Annotated in this window: 9 protein-coding genes and 2 pseudogenes; 10 read left to right on the forward strand and 1 reads right to left on the reverse strand. The window is 57.6% G+C overall.

Going from position 1 to position 17634, the window contains the following annotated elements; genetic code table 11:
- The first annotated feature begins 238 nt into the window (after nt 1–238).
- The 10 genes and pseudogenes from pulA (at nt 239) to fucO (ending at nt 16493) form a co-directional block, all read left to right on the forward strand.
- Nucleotides 239–5380 carry a type I pullulanase gene (gene pulA / locus GSD1FS_RS01705; protein WP_343030157.1) on the forward strand — a complete coding sequence of 1714 codons (5142 nt, stop codon included), beginning with the start codon at nt 239–241 and terminating at the stop codon, nt 5378–5380.
- 247 nt (nt 5381–5627) lie between these two features.
- Entirely contained in the window at nt 5628–7220 is a 1593-nt protein-coding gene (locus GSD1FS_RS01710; RefSeq protein ID WP_155588085.1) for an alpha amylase C-terminal domain-containing protein, read from the forward strand.
- A gap of 174 nt (nt 7221–7394) precedes the next feature.
- Nucleotides 7395–8228, forward strand: a complete 834-nt coding sequence (locus GSD1FS_RS01715) for an ABC transporter ATP-binding protein (protein ID WP_155588086.1) — start codon at nt 7395–7397, stop codon at nt 8226–8228.
- A 755-nt stretch (nt 8229–8983) separates the two neighbouring features.
- Nucleotides 8984–10369: pseudogene (locus GSD1FS_RS10355) on the forward strand (FtsX-like permease family protein); the annotation flags it as partial.
- 215 nt (nt 10370–10584) lie between these two features.
- Nucleotides 10585–10716 (forward strand): annotated as a pseudogene (locus tag GSD1FS_RS10360) (helix-turn-helix transcriptional regulator); the annotation flags it as partial.
- Between the two features lie 39 nt (nt 10717–10755).
- Nucleotides 10756–11451, forward strand: a complete 696-nt coding sequence (locus GSD1FS_RS01725) for a hypothetical protein (protein ID WP_246165692.1) — start codon at nt 10756–10758, stop codon at nt 11449–11451.
- A gap of 120 nt (nt 11452–11571) precedes the next feature.
- A complete protein-coding gene (gene pyrG / locus GSD1FS_RS01730) occupies nt 11572–13257 on the forward strand; it encodes a CTP synthase (protein ID WP_155588089.1) in 1686 nt (561 codons plus the stop codon).
- A 155-nt stretch (nt 13258–13412) separates the two neighbouring features.
- Entirely contained in the window at nt 13413–13772 is a 360-nt protein-coding gene (locus tag GSD1FS_RS09625) for a hypothetical protein (RefSeq protein ID WP_246165693.1), read from the forward strand.
- Nucleotides 13694–15058: a L,D-transpeptidase family protein gene (locus GSD1FS_RS01735; protein ID WP_343030158.1), complete on the forward strand. Its 1365-nt coding sequence runs from the start codon at nt 13694–13696 to the stop codon at nt 15056–15058. The genes GSD1FS_RS09625 and GSD1FS_RS01735 overlap by 79 nt, the downstream gene beginning before the upstream one ends.
- A gap of 283 nt (nt 15059–15341) precedes the next feature.
- Nucleotides 15342–16493 carry a lactaldehyde reductase gene (fucO, locus tag GSD1FS_RS01740; RefSeq protein WP_155588227.1) on the forward strand — a complete coding sequence of 384 codons (1152 nt, stop codon included), beginning with the start codon at nt 15342–15344 and terminating at the stop codon, nt 16491–16493.
- A 103-nt stretch (nt 16494–16596) separates the two neighbouring features.
- On the opposite strand, the gene GSD1FS_RS01745 is transcribed toward fucO, so the two are convergent.
- Nucleotides 16597–17634, reverse strand: a complete 1038-nt coding sequence (locus GSD1FS_RS01745) for a LacI family DNA-binding transcriptional regulator (protein ID WP_155588090.1) — start codon at nt 17632–17634, stop codon at nt 16597–16599.

The raw sequence follows: 17634 nt of genomic DNA on the forward strand, positions 1-17634 counted from the left end.
GTAGGCAAAGAGTCAAACAAAAGAACGGATATTGAAATAACTGTCTTTTACAGGTTTCAATGATTACGTTCGCATAGAGATAGGAAAGAATAGATGGAGAAACCGAAGTTGCGCATGAAGTTAAGCCGCGCTTTGGGAATCGGCGTCACGGCCGCGATGGCATGCACCATGCTGCCCATGGCCGCTGTAGCCGCCCCCCACAGATACCGGCAGCGAGCAATTGCCTGCAAAAACGAATGTGCAGGTGATCGCGTTCCAGCAGACGTGGAATTCGATCGCCAAGGAATGCACGAACACCTACGGCCCTGAAGGAGTGGCCTATGTCGAGGTCTCGCCTCCGCAGGAGACGATCCAAGGCACGCAATGGTGGACGAGCTACCAACCGGTCAGCTACAAATTGGATTCGAAACTCGGCACCGAAGCCGAGTTCAAGAACATGATCACCCAGTGCAAGGCAGCGGGCGTGGGCATCATCGCCGACGTCGTGCTCAACCAAACCACTGGTTCTGATGTCGCCAGCGGCGACCAAACCGGTGTCGCCGGCACTAAATACAACGGCAAAACCGGCACCTATCCGGGATTCACCGGCGAACGGAACCAGTATCCGGAAGGCGTGACCGCCGCCGACTTCCACAACTACGAGAACGGCAAGAGCATCTCCGACTACACGAACCAGCAGGAAGTGCAGGAGGGCCGCCTGAGCTCGATGTGGGACTTCAACACGTCGTCGGCGAAGGTGCAAGACATCCAGTCCGACTACCTCGCCAAGCTCTACAATCTCGGTGTCACCGGCTTCCGCATGGACGCCGTCAAGCACATCAGCAACGACGACATCCACGCCATCAAGGAACAGATGGCGAAGAAGGTCAATAAGAACATCGACGACATCTACTGGATTCAGGAGGTCATCGGCAACGCCAGTGAAGCTCCGGGCATCCAGCCGTACAACTACTTCGACAACGGCACGGTGACTCAGTTCGACTACAAGTCGGATCTCAACGCCAAGTTCAAGGGCAACATCGCCGGATTGAAGGATCTCTCGTCGCGCATCGGCGACACGAGCTCCAACAGGAACGCGATCTCGTCCGACTTGGCGAATGTGTTCGTGACGAATTGGGACACCGCACGTAGCGATGGGGCCGTCACATACAAAGACGGATCCATGTATTCGCTGGCGAACGCGTTCATGCTCGCCTACAACTACGGCACGCCGCGCCTGCTGTCCGACTACAAGTATGACGTCAACGACAACGGTGCTCCGGGAGCAACCGCCACCAAGGTGCCGGACGTCGACTTCGACCAGGCCTGCTCCACGAACAGCGGCGACTGGAACTGCCAGCAGCGTTGGACCACGACGCGCGGCATGATCGCATTCCACAACTACGTTGAAGGCACCGGTCTCAACGATTGGCAGGACGACGGTGCAAACAACATCGCGTTCTCGCGCGGAGACAAGGGCTTCATCGCCATCAACAACTCCTCGCAAGACAAGGATGTCAGCTACACGACGACGCTGCCCGACGGCGAATACTGCAACGTGTATGGCACGCAGGATTGCTCGAGCACCGTGACCGTCTCCGGCGGCAAGGTCAACACGAAGGTTCCCGCCATGCAGGCCATCGCCCTGTACGCGGGCGCCACGAAGACGACCCACCCGGCCTCAACCACCGCGGTCGACCCGAGCACGCCGAAGGTCGTCGTGCCGACGAACACCGTCACCCCTGACGATACGAAGCTCACCGTGTGGTACAAGCCGACCAAGAAGTGGGATACCGTCAACATCCACTATGGTCACGGCGATCAGTGGACCGCTGTGCCAGGCGTCTCCATGGGACAGCCGGACGCCCAGGGCTACTACAAGTACACGCTCGACACCGGCGGCAACGCAATCGAAGTCTGCTTCAACAATGGCGACAACGATTGGGACAGCAACGGTGGCGCAAACTACAAGATCGCCAAGGGCATGACCCAGATCGCCGTGGATAACGGCAAGGTGTCGGTCGGCGATCCGGAGGCCATCACCGCCCAGACCCGCTTGGTGGTCCACTACAAGGCCGCCGCAGACGATCCGGGCCGTGGCGTGTATATGTGGGGCAAAGACACCACCGGCAAGGATCTCGCTGGCACGCACAACGCATTCACCGGCGAGGACTGCTGGGGCAAGGTCGGCGAATACACGCTCGACGGTGCGTTCGACAAGATCAACCTCATCATCACCACCGATAGTTGGAACAAGTTCGGCGGCGATCGCACTGACCTGAAGGCCAAGAACGGCACGATCGAAGTGTGGATCGACGGCACGGGCGACGCGAACCAGACGCAGACCACGGCTCCGGCCGACTACAAGTGCACCGTACAGAAGGTGGACGTCACCGTCCACTACAACCGCTCCGACGGCAAGTATTTCAATGCGGAAGACACTTCAGTCAAGGTTCCGCAGTGGGATGTGTGGATGTGGAACAGCAACACCAACGGCTTCGCCGGCAAGTTCAACAACCACGATGATTGGGGAGAGGTTGCTAAGCTCTCCTTCTCCAACTACACCTACAGCGTCGACGGTTCCGGCAACTCCGACTTCGGTCTGTTGCGCCGTTACGGTGTCGATCAGTGGGCCAAGAAGGATGGCGGAGATGGCGACATCAAGATGCCGGCCAACGCCCTCGTGTTCGACAAAGACGGCAACGCCAAGGCCGAAGTCTGGCTCATGCAGGACGACGCCACCGTCTACACCGCACGCCCCGCACTGGGCGCGCGCATCAATTCCGCCGAGATCAGCGACAACAACCAGCTTTCCGTCAAGCTCTCCAAGCAGGTGAGCGACGCGGATGTGAACGGCAAGGTCAAGGTCACCGACGCGAAGGGCAATGCGGTTGAGGTCAGCAAGATCGAGGTCAACGGCAATGCCGTGACGATCACGACGAAGAACGATCTCGACGTGGCAGGCAAGTACACCGTCGAAATCGAAGGCTTCGGCTCGGCCACCGCCGTCGCAGGCTCCGTGGTGCGCACCGCCACCTTCGACAAGAAGTACGCGTACAACGGCGACGATCTCGGCGCGACATACGCGGATTCCGGCACCACGTTCAAACTGTGGGCGCCGACTGCGCAGAAGGTGCAGCTCGTCACCTACAAGAGCGCTGAAACCGCTAACGCGGCTGAAGACAAGGTCATCGACATGAAGCTCGGCGACAAGGGCGTGTGGTCCGTCACCGAGAAGGTGCCGACGAACACCGCCTACATCTACCGCGTCAGCTTCGCCAACGGCACCGTCAACGATTCCCCTGACCCGTATGCTCGTGCGGCCGTGGTCAACGGACGTCGTTCCGTGGTGCTTTCCACCGCGCAGACGACGGTGAAGGATTCCGGTCGCATGGCGCCGTTCACGAAGAACACCGACGCCGTGATCGCCGAAACGCACATCCGCGATCTGACGAAGAACGCCAACTCCGGTGTTTCCGAGAACGAACGCGGCAAGTACCTCGGCATGATCGAAACCGGCACGAAGAACTCCGAAGGCAAGTCCACCGGCGTGGACTACCTGAAGCAGCTCGGCATCACGCACGTGCAGATCCAGCCGATGTTCGACTATGCGAGCGTCGACGAGACGAAGCCGGAAACCGACAGCAACTACAACTGGGGTTACGATCCGGAGAACTACAACGTTCCTGAAGGCTCGTACTCCTCGAACGCCAGCGATCCGAAGACCCGCGTCGTCGAAGCGAAGGAAATGGTCAACGGCCTGCACAAGAACGGTCTGCGCGTCATCATGGACGTCGTGTACAACCACGTCGCCGACGTGAACACGAACGCGTTCAACCTGACGGTTCCGGGCTACTACTTCCGCTACCAGAACGGTTCGCTCGTCAACAACTCCGGTTGCGGCAACGACACCGCTTCCGAGCGTGCGATGATGCGCAAGTACATCGTTGATTCCGTCACCTATTGGGCGAAGGAATACAACATGGATGGCTTCCGCTTCGACCTGATGGGTCTGACCGACCTCGAAACGATGAAGGCCGTGCGCGCCGCGCTCGACAAGATCGATCCGTCGATCATCATCGTCGGCGAGGGTTGGGATATGAATTCCACGATGCCGAAGTCGCAGATGTCGATCCAGCCGAACGCCTACGAGCTCGACAACGGAACGTCCACTGTGGCGTTCTTCAACGACTCGATCCGCGACGGTCTCAAGGGCTCCGTGTTCTCCGCCACCGACACCGGTTTCGTCTCCGGCAAGCAGGGCACCGAGAAGCTCATCATGAACAACATGCTGGGCTGCCGTAACCTCGACAACACCGCCGCAGGCGCCTTCTGCACGAACGGCAACGCGAACGCGAAGTACGCAAGCGCCAACCAGGTGGTGCAGTACGTCGAGATCCACGACAATCTGACGCTCAACGACAAGCTGGAGAAGTCGCTCTTCCAGGGCGATGACGCCTCGAAGCTGACCGATGCGCAGAAGAAGACCGAAATCGTCACCACCTCCAAGCTGGCGAACTCGGCTATCTTCCTCGCCAACGGCGTTTCCGAAATGCAGCTCGGCCAGGAGTTCCTGCGCACCAAGGGTGGCAACGACAACAGCTACAACGCTGGCGATAGCGTCAACGCCATCGATTGGGATCGACTCAACGATGCCGAATACGCCGATCATGCGCAGTACGTGCGCGATCTGATCGCCCTGCGCAAGAAGACCGCCGCGTTCCGCATCGCCGACTACAACGAGATCACGAAGAACTCGAAGGAGCTCAAGAGTGATAACGGCGTGGTGGCCTACGAGATCTCCGACGACAGCGGCACCTATGTGGTTGTGCTCAATAACAACAAGGCAACCGCAGATGTGCCGAACGTCAAGGCAGGCGAATACGGCGTGCTCGTGTCAAACGGCAAGACGTACATGCACCCGGGCAAGACCGAGGCCGTTGCCGCTCGTGCCGCTTCGACCGGCGTCGACGCCTCGCAGGCGGGCTCCACGATCACCGTCAATGATGGCGACAACGTTGTGGTGCCGGCGATGAGCGCAGTCGTGCTCGGACCGACTTCCGCGATGAAGAGCACCGATGAGCCGACAACGCCGACGAATCCGGACAATCCAGATAACCCGGATCAGCCGACGACGCCAACCACTCCGACAAATCCGGAGAACCCGTCTCAGCCATCTCAGCCGGGCACTTCGGGTGAGAAGGGCAATGCGGGCGAGAAGAACAATGCCGGTGCCAAGAAGCCTAACGGTTCCACCTCCGCCAAGGTCAAGGAGAACGCTCCTGTGATCACGGCGATGGCTTCGACCGGTTCGCGCACCGCGCTGTTCATCGTCATGGCGGCAACGCTGCTCATGGCGGGTGCGATCATTGTGATCACGGTTCGTCGCCAACGCGACTAACACAGTGAACCACTGAACCGCTAGTTCAGTCACTATGAATAGGGCGCATCCCATGTGGGTGCGCCCTATTCATTTGTGTGACGTTACATTGTTTATATGTCGTTTTTACATGAACGTAGACGTGGATCTATTCATCGACATACCTGCTAAATCGGTTGTACAAAGTGAGTCATGCGCTCAGCTACTGCGGTGCGATACAGTGGGAAGTACACAGATTTTATAGTGAAGTGACGGAGCGGCAGAAGACATGACGAAGAAAAACCATGCGGTCACACGTTCGATCGCTGTACTCGCATGCTCAGCCATGATCATTCCAGTGGTGTCGGCGTGCGGGGCGAGGGATACCGGCAGTGCGGAATTGCCGAAGAAGACCGATGTGCAGGTAATCGCATTTCAACAGACGTGGAATTCGATCGCCAAGGAGTGCACGAACACGTATGGGCCCGAGGGAGTGGCATACGTGGAGATCTCGCCCCCGCAGGAGTCGATCAAGGGTACGCAGTGGTGGACAAGCTATCAGCCGGTCAGCTATAAGTTGGATTCAAAACTCGGTACAGAGGCAGAGTTTAAGAATATGATCTCGCAGTGCAAAGCCGCGGGTGTGGGCATCATCGCCGATGTCGTGCTCAACCAGACCACCGGCACGGATTCGTCAAACGGTGTGCAGACCGGCGTAGCGGGAACGAAATACAATGCGAGCACTGGCTGGTACCCGGGATTCACCGGCAGTGATGACCAGTATCCGCAAGGATTGAATGCCTCCGACTTCCATGATTATGAGAACGGTGCCGCGATCTCCGACTACAACGACCAGCAGGAGGTGCAGGAAGGCCGCCTGAGCTCGATGTGGGACTTCAACACGTCGTCGGCGAAAGTGCAAGACATTCAATCCGACTATTTGGCGACGCTGTGGAAGCTGGGCATACGCGCATTCCGCATGGACGCCGTCAAACACATCAAGAACACCGATATGGCAGCCATAAAAGCCCAGATGGCGAAGAAGGTGGGCGTCTCCGCCGATGAGATCTACTGGATTCAGGAGGTCATCGGCAATGCGGGGGAGGCGAAAGGTATCCAGCCGAGCAACTATTTCGACACCGGCACCGTCACCCAATTCGCCTACATGAGCAATCTGACGACGAATCTGCGCGGCAGCATCAACGGATTGTCTGACCTGAATGAACGGTTGGGCAGCACGAAACGCAACCCGTATGCGATCCCCACAAAGCTGGCGAATGTATTCGTCACAAACTGGGACACCGCCAGAAACGGACAGGCGATCACCTATAAGGACGGCAAGACCTATCAACTGGCCAACGCATTCTCGCTCGCCTATGACTACGGCACGCCACGACTGCTGTCTGACTACAAGTTCACCGACAACGATGCCGGTGCGCCGGGCGCCACTGATACGAAGGTGCCCGACGTGGATTTCAACACGGCATGCGCTACAAACAGCGGCGACTGGAACTGCCAGCAAAGGTGGACGTCCACGCGCGGCATGGTCGCGTTCCACAACTACGTGCACGGCACCACGGTGAGCGGATGGCAGGAGGCCAACGAGAACGTGGTCGCCTTCTCTCGCGGAGCCAAGGGTTTCATCGCCATCAACAATTCAGCTAGCAGTGCGGATGTGGAGTTCACCACTGACATGCCGGACGGCGAATACTGCGACGTGTATGCTACGCAGGATTGCTCGAAGACGGTGAAGGTGCGCAAGAGCAAGGTGAAGACGACGGTGCCGGCGCAATCGGCGATCGCGATCTACGCCGGATCCACGGCGAAAACGCACCCGGCATCCACGGTGGCCGTCGATCCAAGCACGCCCAGCGACGAGTAACGGTCTACTCGAAATCGGTGAAAAACCAAGGATGCTACGCATCGTAGCAGCCTGAATCGTTGATGTCAGCGGTCGTTGCTTGCATGGCTCGATCTGGATTTCGTACGGTTACGGCAACACCCACGCATTCCAACGGGACGCACTGGAACCGTAACCGAACGAAAGACACGAATCATGGCACATCGCATCAACGCGCTACACACCACTCGCCGGCAATGGCATGCAACAGGGCGAAACGCTTTCCACGACGACGTGATCATCCAAGCCCAAGGGCTTACGACGACAATCAGCGCGGGGAAGCGCGAGCAGACCGTGCTCGCGAACCTGGACGTCACCATCCGCCGAGGTGACTTCACCGTCATCATGGGTCCCTCCGGCGCCGGAAAATCGACGCTGCTCTACGCGCTCGCTGGGCTCGACCGTCCCAGCTGCGGGCGCATCACATTCGCCGGTGAAGACATCATGGCGATGCGCGACGATGATCTCGCACGATTCCGCCGCACAAACTGCGGCTTCGTGTTCCAACAGAACCAGTTGCTCGAGTCGATGAGCCTGATGGACAACGCCATCGTCGCCGGCGCGCTCACCACCGGTTCCACGAAGACCATAGCAGCCAAAGCACGTGAACTGTTCTCCATGGTCAACATCGACGAGGCCACGCAACACCGCAGCGTCAGTCAGGTATCCGGCGGCGAGGCGCAACGCGCCAGCATCGTACGGGCGCTCATCAACGAACCAGAACTCGTATTCGCCGACGAACTGACCGGCGCGCTCAACTCGCAGAACGCCAAAGCCGTGCTGGACATATTCTCGCGCATGCACGAACGCGGCCAGAGCATCGTTATGGTCACACACGACAGGCATTCCGCCTTGCGCGGCAACCGTGTGCTGTACCTGCGCGACGGAGCGATCCAAGGTGAATGCGATCTGGGTGCTCATGACGGCGCTAAACCATACGGCGAGCGCGAACATGCACTCGCCATGTTCCTCGACGAGATGGGATGGTGACTGGCATGCATACGCTCATAACCAACCAATGGCGCACCAGCCGCAGCTCGTTCATCGGCATCGGCATCATCCTCGTCATCGCGGCGTGCATGCTCAATACTGCACTCACACTGTTGCTCGAAGTGGATCGTCAATACGATGAGCGCTCACAGCAACTGCATACAGCGCAGATCGTCGCCATCGCCCCACGTTCAGCAGCAACGGCCGGTCTGCTGGGAGACTTGCAAGCCATCAGCGGAGTTGCACAGGTGGACGCACAGGACGCCGTGCTCGCCGACGCGACCATCCGTGATTTCCGCGGCACCGACTTCACTATCCGCACGCTCGTCTTCAACGCCGATGCCACGCGCACGCTCAACCGATTCGAGACGGTGCAACGTTTCGAAGCCACGCAGTCCGCGGACGTTGCCGTCAACATCAACCAATACATCGCGCAGTTCGGCGAATACCAGCCGGGCGACACCATTACCATGAGTATTGACGGGCAAGACCACACCATGCGAGTCGGCAACGTCATCGAGGAGATGGAATTCGGCAACGCCGGATCCGGCATCCTCGTCGTCACTATGCCACAGGCGGGTTTCGAAGCATTCATACACGATCATGCAACCCAACAAGTGGTCGACTACGCCATCGCAGTGGAGCCGGAAGCCGACATCAGCACCGCACGTCAATCAGTCGAACAAGCGTTCGATAGCCATGATGTGCGGAACGTGAGCATCCACGACGCGGACACCGTGCGGGGAGTACGCACCATGGTCAGCCAACTCATCGTGCTCGTCCTGATCGCATTCGCCGTGCTCATCACCATCGTCAGCTTGGCATTATGCACGTTCCACATCGCCAACACCATTGACAAGGAGCTCGCGACCATGGGCATCCTCAAAGCGCTCGGCTACACCAGCCCGATGATCGAACATGCCATCATTACCCCTTACCTGATCACCTGCCTGTGCGCCACGCTGCTGGGCTCCGCATTGAGTACCATCCTCACACCGGTGCTTGGCACGCTGATCGCCTTGCAATCCGGATTCAGCTTCCATGCCGCCATCTCGCCGGCTGCGTGGATCGTCACGCTGCTCTGCCTCTCCGGTATCACACTGCTGTTCGCCACCCTCGGCGTGCGTCGCGTCCGTTCGATTCAGCCAATCGAAGCGGTACGTGGCAACGCAGCGGGCCGCGCGCAACACATTGTATGGCCGCTGACGCGCATGCCGGGCAATGCGCCCATCGCCATCGCGCTCCAACAAGCTGGCAGCGCCCCGGCACGCAACACGCTCATCACCATCATCACCGCCAGCGCAACGCTCTTGCTCGCCTTCTGCGCCACGTTGTTCTACAACGCGACGACGAAGCCGAACAACCTCTACAACACACTCTCCACCGAAACACCGCAGATCACCCTCACCCCAACAGCAGGGCACACGCAGGAGATGGCCGACGCCGCGGCGCACACGCCGGGAATACACGCCGTCATCGAATACACCACCACGCGCATCGATCTCGACGGAACGCCGACACCCACCTTCGTCAGCAACGACTTCTCGGCAGCCGTCAACGACATCCACTATCAGGGGCGCCACCCGCGCACGGCGCAGGAAATCGCCATAGGATCCGCCCTCGCCGACACACACCCCATCGGCACGAACATCAACGCGACTCTTGACGACACCACTCGCACATACACCATCGTCGGATACATCCAAAGCGTCAACGACGGCGGAACGGCATGCGAACTGACCAACGCAGGTTATACGCGGCTCGCCCCAGCCTTCGCCGACCAGCCCCATACGCTGTACATCTACTGCGACGAGCACAACACGGACAGCATCATGAACACACTCAGCACAACCCATGCCGCGCACATCTCCGCCATCGCCAACACGCAAACCATGCGCACCATCACCCAACAGATGTACGGAACGCTCATGGCGGCGGTCGGCATCGGCATCACCGCCATAGCCCTGCTGCTCACGGCGCTTGCACTGATGATGACGGTACGCACCACACTCACACGGGAACGCCACATGCATGGCATCCTCAAAACACTCGGTTACAGCAGCAAGCAGCTTATCGGCCGGACAGCAGCCAAACTCCTGCCCGCCACCATCACGGGAGCACTTATTGGAACCGTTATCGCATTGCTCGCCACAGAAGCCGATCTTCAACACGCTCCTCGCACTCGTCGGCGTCATGCGCAGCCAATTCGAGACACCAATAGCGGTCATCATCATAATCTCGCTATTCTTGGTGCTCATCCAATTCACGCTCACACTCGCCTTCGCCACACCGATCAAGCACATCAGCCCACGCTCACTCATCACCAGCGACTAATCACCCGACAGGAGCCGACACCATGGAATTCGCGGACCAGCTCAAAACGCTACGCAAACAGGCGGGACTCTCGCAGGAACAACTCGCCAACCGCATCTATGTCTCCCGTCAAGCCATCACCAAATGGGAGAACGGAGCCGGCAGACCGGAAATTGAAAACCTCATCGCGCTCGCCGACGCCTTCGCTGTCAGTATGGACACCTTGCTAGGCATCACCGGAACGCAGAACAGCGGTAGCAACAGCGGATTCCGGTACGAGAACACCATTCACTGCGATATCGACGGCACCAAGCACTTCGACATCGACTGCGGATCACTCTACTCATGCACGATCCGCGCGTACGATGGCGAACAACTGCGCATACGCATCGCATCAAACACCATTGCCAACCTCGCCCAGCACATCAAAACCAGCATCGACGACGGCCGCAAACGCATCGATGTCGCTATCAAACGCGGCGCCGGCATCAGCGAGACTCTTGCCAAGGAAGATGTCAGTGTATTCCTGTGGATGCCGCAACGCTACTTGGCAACAATGGAATGCGCGGCGAAAGCGACCGAGATGAGCGTGCGCGCAATCTCTTGCGAAGAGCTGGAACTCGACATTCGCACCCAAACACTGCGGCTGGAAGACGCGCATGGGCACGTGGAGATCAACTGCAACCTCGACATGGAAATCGACTGCGCGACGCTCGACGGCAGAATCGACATCAACCAGCTGTCAGCCACATCACACATGACCGTGCCGAAGAATGTGCCAGTGGCGTTGCAGACTCGAGGCATACACACGCGGACGATCGCCGGTACGGGAGTGCATAACGATGAGAACGCGCCGAACATCATTGAACTCAATGGCATGAACAGCGAGCTCATAGTGGACGTTCGCTAGGGGATAAGAGGCGCTCGAACGAGCCCGCAGAAAACAACGTGTTTCTCAACGGTGAGTCGTCAGGTGCTGCCGTGTCGGAACAGCGCGTCATGTCACGGCGGAGCGATACTATGAAGCTCCATGGTTAGAAGACAACATGGCAATTCTCAAGAACACGTCACCAAGCATATTTTCGTCACCGGCGGCGTTGTTTCCTCCCTCGGTAAAGGTCTTACCGCCTCCTCTCTTGGTCGTCTGCTGCGCAGTCGGGGCATCAAAGTTCTGCAGCAGAAACTCGACCCTTATATCAACGTCGACCCGGGTACGATGAACCCGTTCCAGCACGGCGAAGTCTATGTGACCGAAGACGGCGCCGAAACCGATCTCGACATCGGCCACTACGAGCGTTTCCTCGACGTCTTCCTCTCACAGAAGGCGAACGTCACCACCGGTCAGATCTATCAGGAAGTGCTGCGCAAGGAACGCGCCGGCGAATATCTCGGCCAGTGCGTGCAGGTGATCCCTCACATCACGAACGAGATCAAGTCCCGCATGCGTGCACAGGCTTCCGATGACGTCGACGTGATCATCACCGAAATCGGCGGCACTGTAGGCGACATCGAATCGCAGCCGTTCCTCGAAGCGGCGCGTGAAGTGCGTCGTGATCTCGGCCCTGAGAACTGCATGTTCGTGCACGTTTCCCTGGTGCCATACATCGCCGCAGCACATGAGCTCAAGACGAAGCCGACCCAACATTCCGTCATGATGCTGCGTCAGCTTGGCATCTCGCCAGACGCGCTCGTACTGAGGAGCGACCGCCCGCTCACGCAGGCGATCAAAGACAAGATCTCGCTGATGTGCGATGTAGATTCCGAAGGCGTCGTCAACTGTGTGGACGCTCCAAGCATCTACGACGTGCCGAAGATCCTGTTCGACGAAGGTCTCGACGCATATGTCGTTCGCGAACTCGGCCTGCCGTTCCACGATGTCGACTGGGACGAATGGGAGGATCTGCTCGAGCGCGTGCACCACCCGAAGCACGAGGTCAACGTGGCGATCGTTGGCAAATACATCGACCTGCCAGACGCCTACCTCTCTGTCACCGAGGCCATCAAAGCCGGCGGCTTCGCCAACTGGGCCAAGGTCAACGTCAAGTGGGTCGCGGCAGATCTGTGCGAAACGGAAGAGGGTGCTGCGGCTGCATTGAACAACGTCGATGGCATCGTCATTCCAGGTGGTTTCGGCATTCGTGGCATCGACGGCAAGATCGGTGCATTGCGTTATGCGCGCGAGCACAAGCTTCCTGCACTGGGTCTGTGCCTTGGTCTGCAGTCGATGGTCATTGAATACGCCCGCGACGTGCTCGGCTTGGAAGACGCTAACTCCTCCGAATTCGATCCGGATTGCGCAAACCCGGTGATCGCGACAATGGAAGAGCAGAAAGACATCGTTGCCGGCAAGGGCGATATGGGTCACACAATGCGTCTGGGCTCCTACCCGGCCGAGCTGCTTGAGGACTCGTTGGTCGCCAAGCTGTATGGCACCACGCATGTGACCGAACGACATCGCCACCGTTACGAGGTGAACGTGGCCTACAAGGACCGCTTGCGTGAAAACGGTCTGGTCATCTCCGGCCAAAGCCCGGACGGCGAACTCACCGAATTCGTGGAATTGCCGCAAGACGTGCATCCGTTCTACGTGGCAACACAGGCACACCCTGAATTCAAATCGCGCCCGACCAAGCCGCATCCGCTTTTCGCCGGACTCGTCAAGGCCGCGTTGGATCATCAGGCTGAACGCGAGGCACGCACCGCGAACATCGACTGATTGTGCACGCGATAGGCAGATGCGAATCGCATGCCTGATTCGAGTGTGAAGAATGCTCAAAACATGGCCATGAACTCTTTTCTCGTTCATGGCCATGTTGCATAATATGCAAAGACCCGTGTGCACAAGAAGGGCCAGTATTTTCAAGGAGAACCATGACTTTTCCAACCGGTAGTAACGGTTTTTCGTCGAATAGGGGAGACGAAGACGCATCATCTTCACAGGATGCTGAGCGTACGCAGGTGTTTGCACCCATTCAGGACTCGAACGCGAATCCGAGCGACTTCTTCGAAGACGTTCCGACACCGCCGCAGAAAACCGTGAAGAAGCGCCATGTGTGGCCTTGGATTCTCGTTGCGGTCATCGTATTGATCGCAGCCGTCTGCGCAGGCATGATCGCATTCTTCAACAATCGCGCATTGCCGGGCACGACTCTGTGGGGCAACAATGTGACCGGAAAACGCAGCAGCAGATTGCGCAGACCATCTCCGATGATGTCAGCAACACGAAGGTGAAGGTCAGCTATAACGGCAAAACGGATTCGGTGACACTCGCGGATCTGGGAATCAAGGTTGATGCAAACGCGATCGCTCAGGAAGCAGTGAACGCCAAACGCCAAGACAACGTGTTCGCACGATACGCGTTCTGGAACAAGCAGGATGTCACACCGAACATCGATGTGAAGACGGCGAGTTCGAGCACGCTCGATCAGAAACTGAGCACCAATAGCCAGCAGCCAACCGACGCAAAACTCCAGATGAGTCAGGATGGCACCACCATCGAGGTCGTTGAAGCGCAGGAGGGCAATGGCGCTGACCCCACCGCAGTCGCAAGCGAAGCCGTGAAAGCCGTTGAATCCTTGGGCTCATACCAGCCCAAGGAAGTTGCCGTGCAGATCAAGAACATCGATCCGGCAATCACCACCGACGATGCCAACGCCGCAAAGACCACACTCGACAAGCTGATGCAGCAGAACCCGGGGGTCTATATCGGTTCGGAGCGTTTCGCCGCATTCACTCCGGCGATGATCCTCTCCGCAGCGCATATCGATACCGATACAAAGAGCTCATTGCCGGAAGGCCAATCACGCAATGGCAACGTCGTGTTCGACGCAGCTGCTCTGCAGAAGATCTACGATGAGCAGATCAAGCCAAATCTCAAGAGCACGAAGGAAGATCGCGAGGTCATCGTCAACAACAGCGACAAGGAGATCAAGGTCATCAAGGAAGGCCATGATGGTGTGACCCTTGACAACGGTGCCGATAGCAACATCGGCACGCAGGCCATCGCCGCTTTCTCTGCCAACAAAGGCAACGTTGAGGTCAGTGGAAAACTCGACCCAATGAAGGTCAAGAAAACAAAGCGCCACGTTGTGGTCGATCTGTCTGACCACAAGGTCTACGCCTACGAGAATGACAAGCTCATCAAATCGATGAGCATGTCGGCAGGGCAGGGTAACGATTTCACAACCGGCAAATGCCAGGCATCCGGCGATCTGTGCACACCGGAAGGCGATTTCGAGGTCTGGCTGAAATATGACTCTCAAGACATGTCTGGCACGCTCACGCTCTCCAACGGTCAGAAGGAAAAATGGGATGTGAAGGATGTCGGTTTCGTCAATTACTTCTCGAAGACCGGCTGCGCAATTCACCGCATTGCCACCGGAACATCATTCTCGGACGCGCAGATCGCAGCAATGGCCAAGAACACGTCGCACGGTTGCGTGGGCATTGGCTGGGACGTCGCCGAATGGTTCTACAACTGGTGCGTTATGGGAACCAGCGTGCACGTGCAGGAGTGACAGCTAGGTTCTCCAAGGATCACTGAGTGGAGGGTCTCAAAAGCATTTGCTTGAGACCCTCCATTATTTGCTCAGTGTGAATATAGAAATATTCTTCAACGTATTGTCAATATTCGTTGAGAAACGCCGATTGATTGCAACGATTCCTATTCAAAATACACGCAAACCAAGCTATTGTTCCTGACTAATCATTCATCTCGTGTTGCGATGAATGATTCAGAGAGCTACGATGAAGAAGTCGTTTCGAAGAGGCAACGACCTGTTCACTAAGGAGCATACCAATATGGTGTATCGCATGATTTTCAACCAAACCGCATATTTCGGCAGGGGCGCCATCAAGGAGATTCCAAAAGAAGCGAAGTCCCGTGGATTCAAGAAGGCGTTCATCGTCTCCGATCCGGTTTTGGTGAAGAACGGAACCGTCAAGAAAGTCACCGATGTTCTCGATGAGGCACAGATCCCATACGAAATTTTCGATGACGTGCAGCCAAACCCGCCAGTTGAGAACATTCAGCATGGTGTGGAAGAGTTCAAGAAGTCGGGTGCTGACTTCCTGATCGGTCTTGGCGGCGGCAGCCCGCAAGACACCTGCAAGGGCATCGGCATCGTCGTTGCCAATCCTGAATTCTCCGATGTGCTGTCGTTGGAAGGCGTGGCAGACACCAAGCATCCAAGCGTCCCGATCTTCGGCGTTCCGACAACGGCAGGAACCGCATCGGAAACCACCATCAACTACGTCATCACCGACACCGCGCACAAGCGCAAGTTCGTCGCCGTCGACCCGCACGACATTCCGCTCGTTGCATTCGTTGATCCTGATCTCACCGATGGCATGCCTCGCGGCCTGAAGGTCGCCACCGGCCTTGATGCATTGACGCACGCCATCGAAAGCGTGATCACGCCTGGAGCCTGGAGCCTGTCTGACGCATTGTCGATGCAGACGATCCGCATGATCGCCAAGAACCTCGCCAAGAGCGTCGAAGGCGACAAGGAAGCCGGCGAGCAGATGGCATACGCCTCGTACATCACCGGTATGTCGTATTCGAACGTCGGCCTCGGCCTTGTGCACGGCATGGCACACCCACTGGGTGGACGCCTCGGCGTGGCCCACGGCGTCGCCAACGGCATTCTGTTGGCTCCGGTCATGGAATACAACAAGGATTACTCCGGCGAGAAGTATCGTGACATCGCCGATGCGTTCGAGATTCCGGACGCCTACACGGGTGATCTGGAGCATGTGCGCGAAGAAGCAGTCCAGGCCGTCGCCAAGCTGACCCGCGATCTCGGCAATCCGACGAAGATCAGCGAGGTCGGCGCAACGGAAGCTGATCTCAAGCCATTGGCTCATGACGCGTTCGTCGACGTGTGCACGCCGGGCAACCCGCGTAAGCCAACGGAAGAGGAGATCTACGAGCTGTACAGCAGCTTGATGTGATCTGTTTTGCTCTGAACTAGTTTGCGTATATATGCGGGGAGGGGCACAGCCGCTGTGGTTGTGCCCCTCCCCGCATATTGTTTTCTAGCGAGCCTGCATCGCCTTAATCTTGCTTCAGCTCAATCGTGCTGTCACGAGCCACGACATGCGTCGGGTAGATGACATGCTTATCGGTGGCTCTTCCATTGCGAGTATCGACTATCATCTGCACGGCGCGCTGGGCGATTTGATTGAAAGGCTGATGCACGGAGCTCAGCGATGGCGTCACATTGGCGGCGGGGAAGATGTCGTCGAATCCCATGACCGACAATTGATCGGGCAGTTGAACGCCATGCTCGCGCGCAGCTCGATAGGCATTCAATGCTGAAAGATCGTTGCAGCAGAACATTGCGGTAGGGGGCTCGGGAAGCTCCAACAACTCGCAGGCTCCCCGATAACTTGTTTCAGCGGGGAAATAGTCACCATTACGCACATACTCATCCGGCAACGAAACGTTGCTCTGCTGCAATGCGGAGACAAATCCATTGAATCTGGCGAGAGCGGTCTGCATGCGCAATGGACCGCGAATAATACCTATTTTGCGGTGCCCCAGAGAAAGCAGATGCTTGCCGGCTTGATAGCCTGCCGTCCAGTTATCGATGGCGACGCTCATCACATCGTCGTCAACGGTATCTACCGGATCGATGATGACCACAGGGATATCGCGGGCCTGAAGCAGTGCCTTAGCGCGTTCGTTAAGACCCGTCATCTGTTGGAGGATCACCCCTTGCGGATTGCGGTCGATGATGCCCCTGAACACGTTTTCGCTGGCTTCGCCATGCTCGGATTGCGTCACGGTTATGGCCAGCCCTGCCTGCTGCGCCCAATATGAAGCGTATTTGATGAGCTCCATCGTGCCATTGTGCTCGATGTATTCCACGACGAGTTCTATGGTCGGCGAAAGTTTCGTAGTCACCAATGGCTTGGAATACCCATGCTCCTGCATGACTTTTTCAACGGCTTTGCGCGTCTCCTCGGAGATGCCGCTGCGCCCGTTGATGACCTTCGAGACCGTGGACGGTGATACCCCCGCCAGTCTTGCTAATTCTTGGACTTTAAGCTTATGCGAAGCATCGAGCTTCTTCGTTGTCTGCTTTGCCAT

It is taken from the genome of Bifidobacterium canis, assembly GCF_009727065.1.
In the GTDB taxonomy this organism is placed as follows: domain Bacteria; phylum Actinomycetota; class Actinomycetes; order Actinomycetales; family Bifidobacteriaceae; genus Bifidobacterium; species Bifidobacterium canis.

Coding starts and splice junctions, on each gene's coding strand:
- GSD1FS_RS01710 (WP_155588085.1), top strand. CDS start 5,628: ATGACGAAGAAAAACCATGCGGTCACACGTTCGATCGCTGTACTCGCA.
- GSD1FS_RS01715 (WP_155588086.1), top strand. CDS start 7,395: ATGGCACATCGCATCAACGCGCTACACACCACTCGCCGGCAATGGCAT.
- GSD1FS_RS01725 (WP_246165692.1), top strand. CDS start 10,756: ATGGACACCTTGCTAGGCATCACCGGAACGCAGAACAGCGGTAGCAAC.
- pyrG (WP_155588089.1), top strand. CDS start 11,572: ATGGTTAGAAGACAACATGGCAATTCTCAAGAACACGTCACCAAGCAT.
- GSD1FS_RS09625 (WP_246165693.1), top strand. CDS start 13,413: ATGACTTTTCCAACCGGTAGTAACGGTTTTTCGTCGAATAGGGGAGAC.
- fucO (WP_155588227.1), top strand. CDS start 15,342: ATGGTGTATCGCATGATTTTCAACCAAACCGCATATTTCGGCAGGGGC.
- GSD1FS_RS01745 (WP_155588090.1), bottom strand. CDS start 17,634: ATGGCAAAGCAGACAACGAAGAAGCTCGATGCTTCGCATAAGCTTAAA.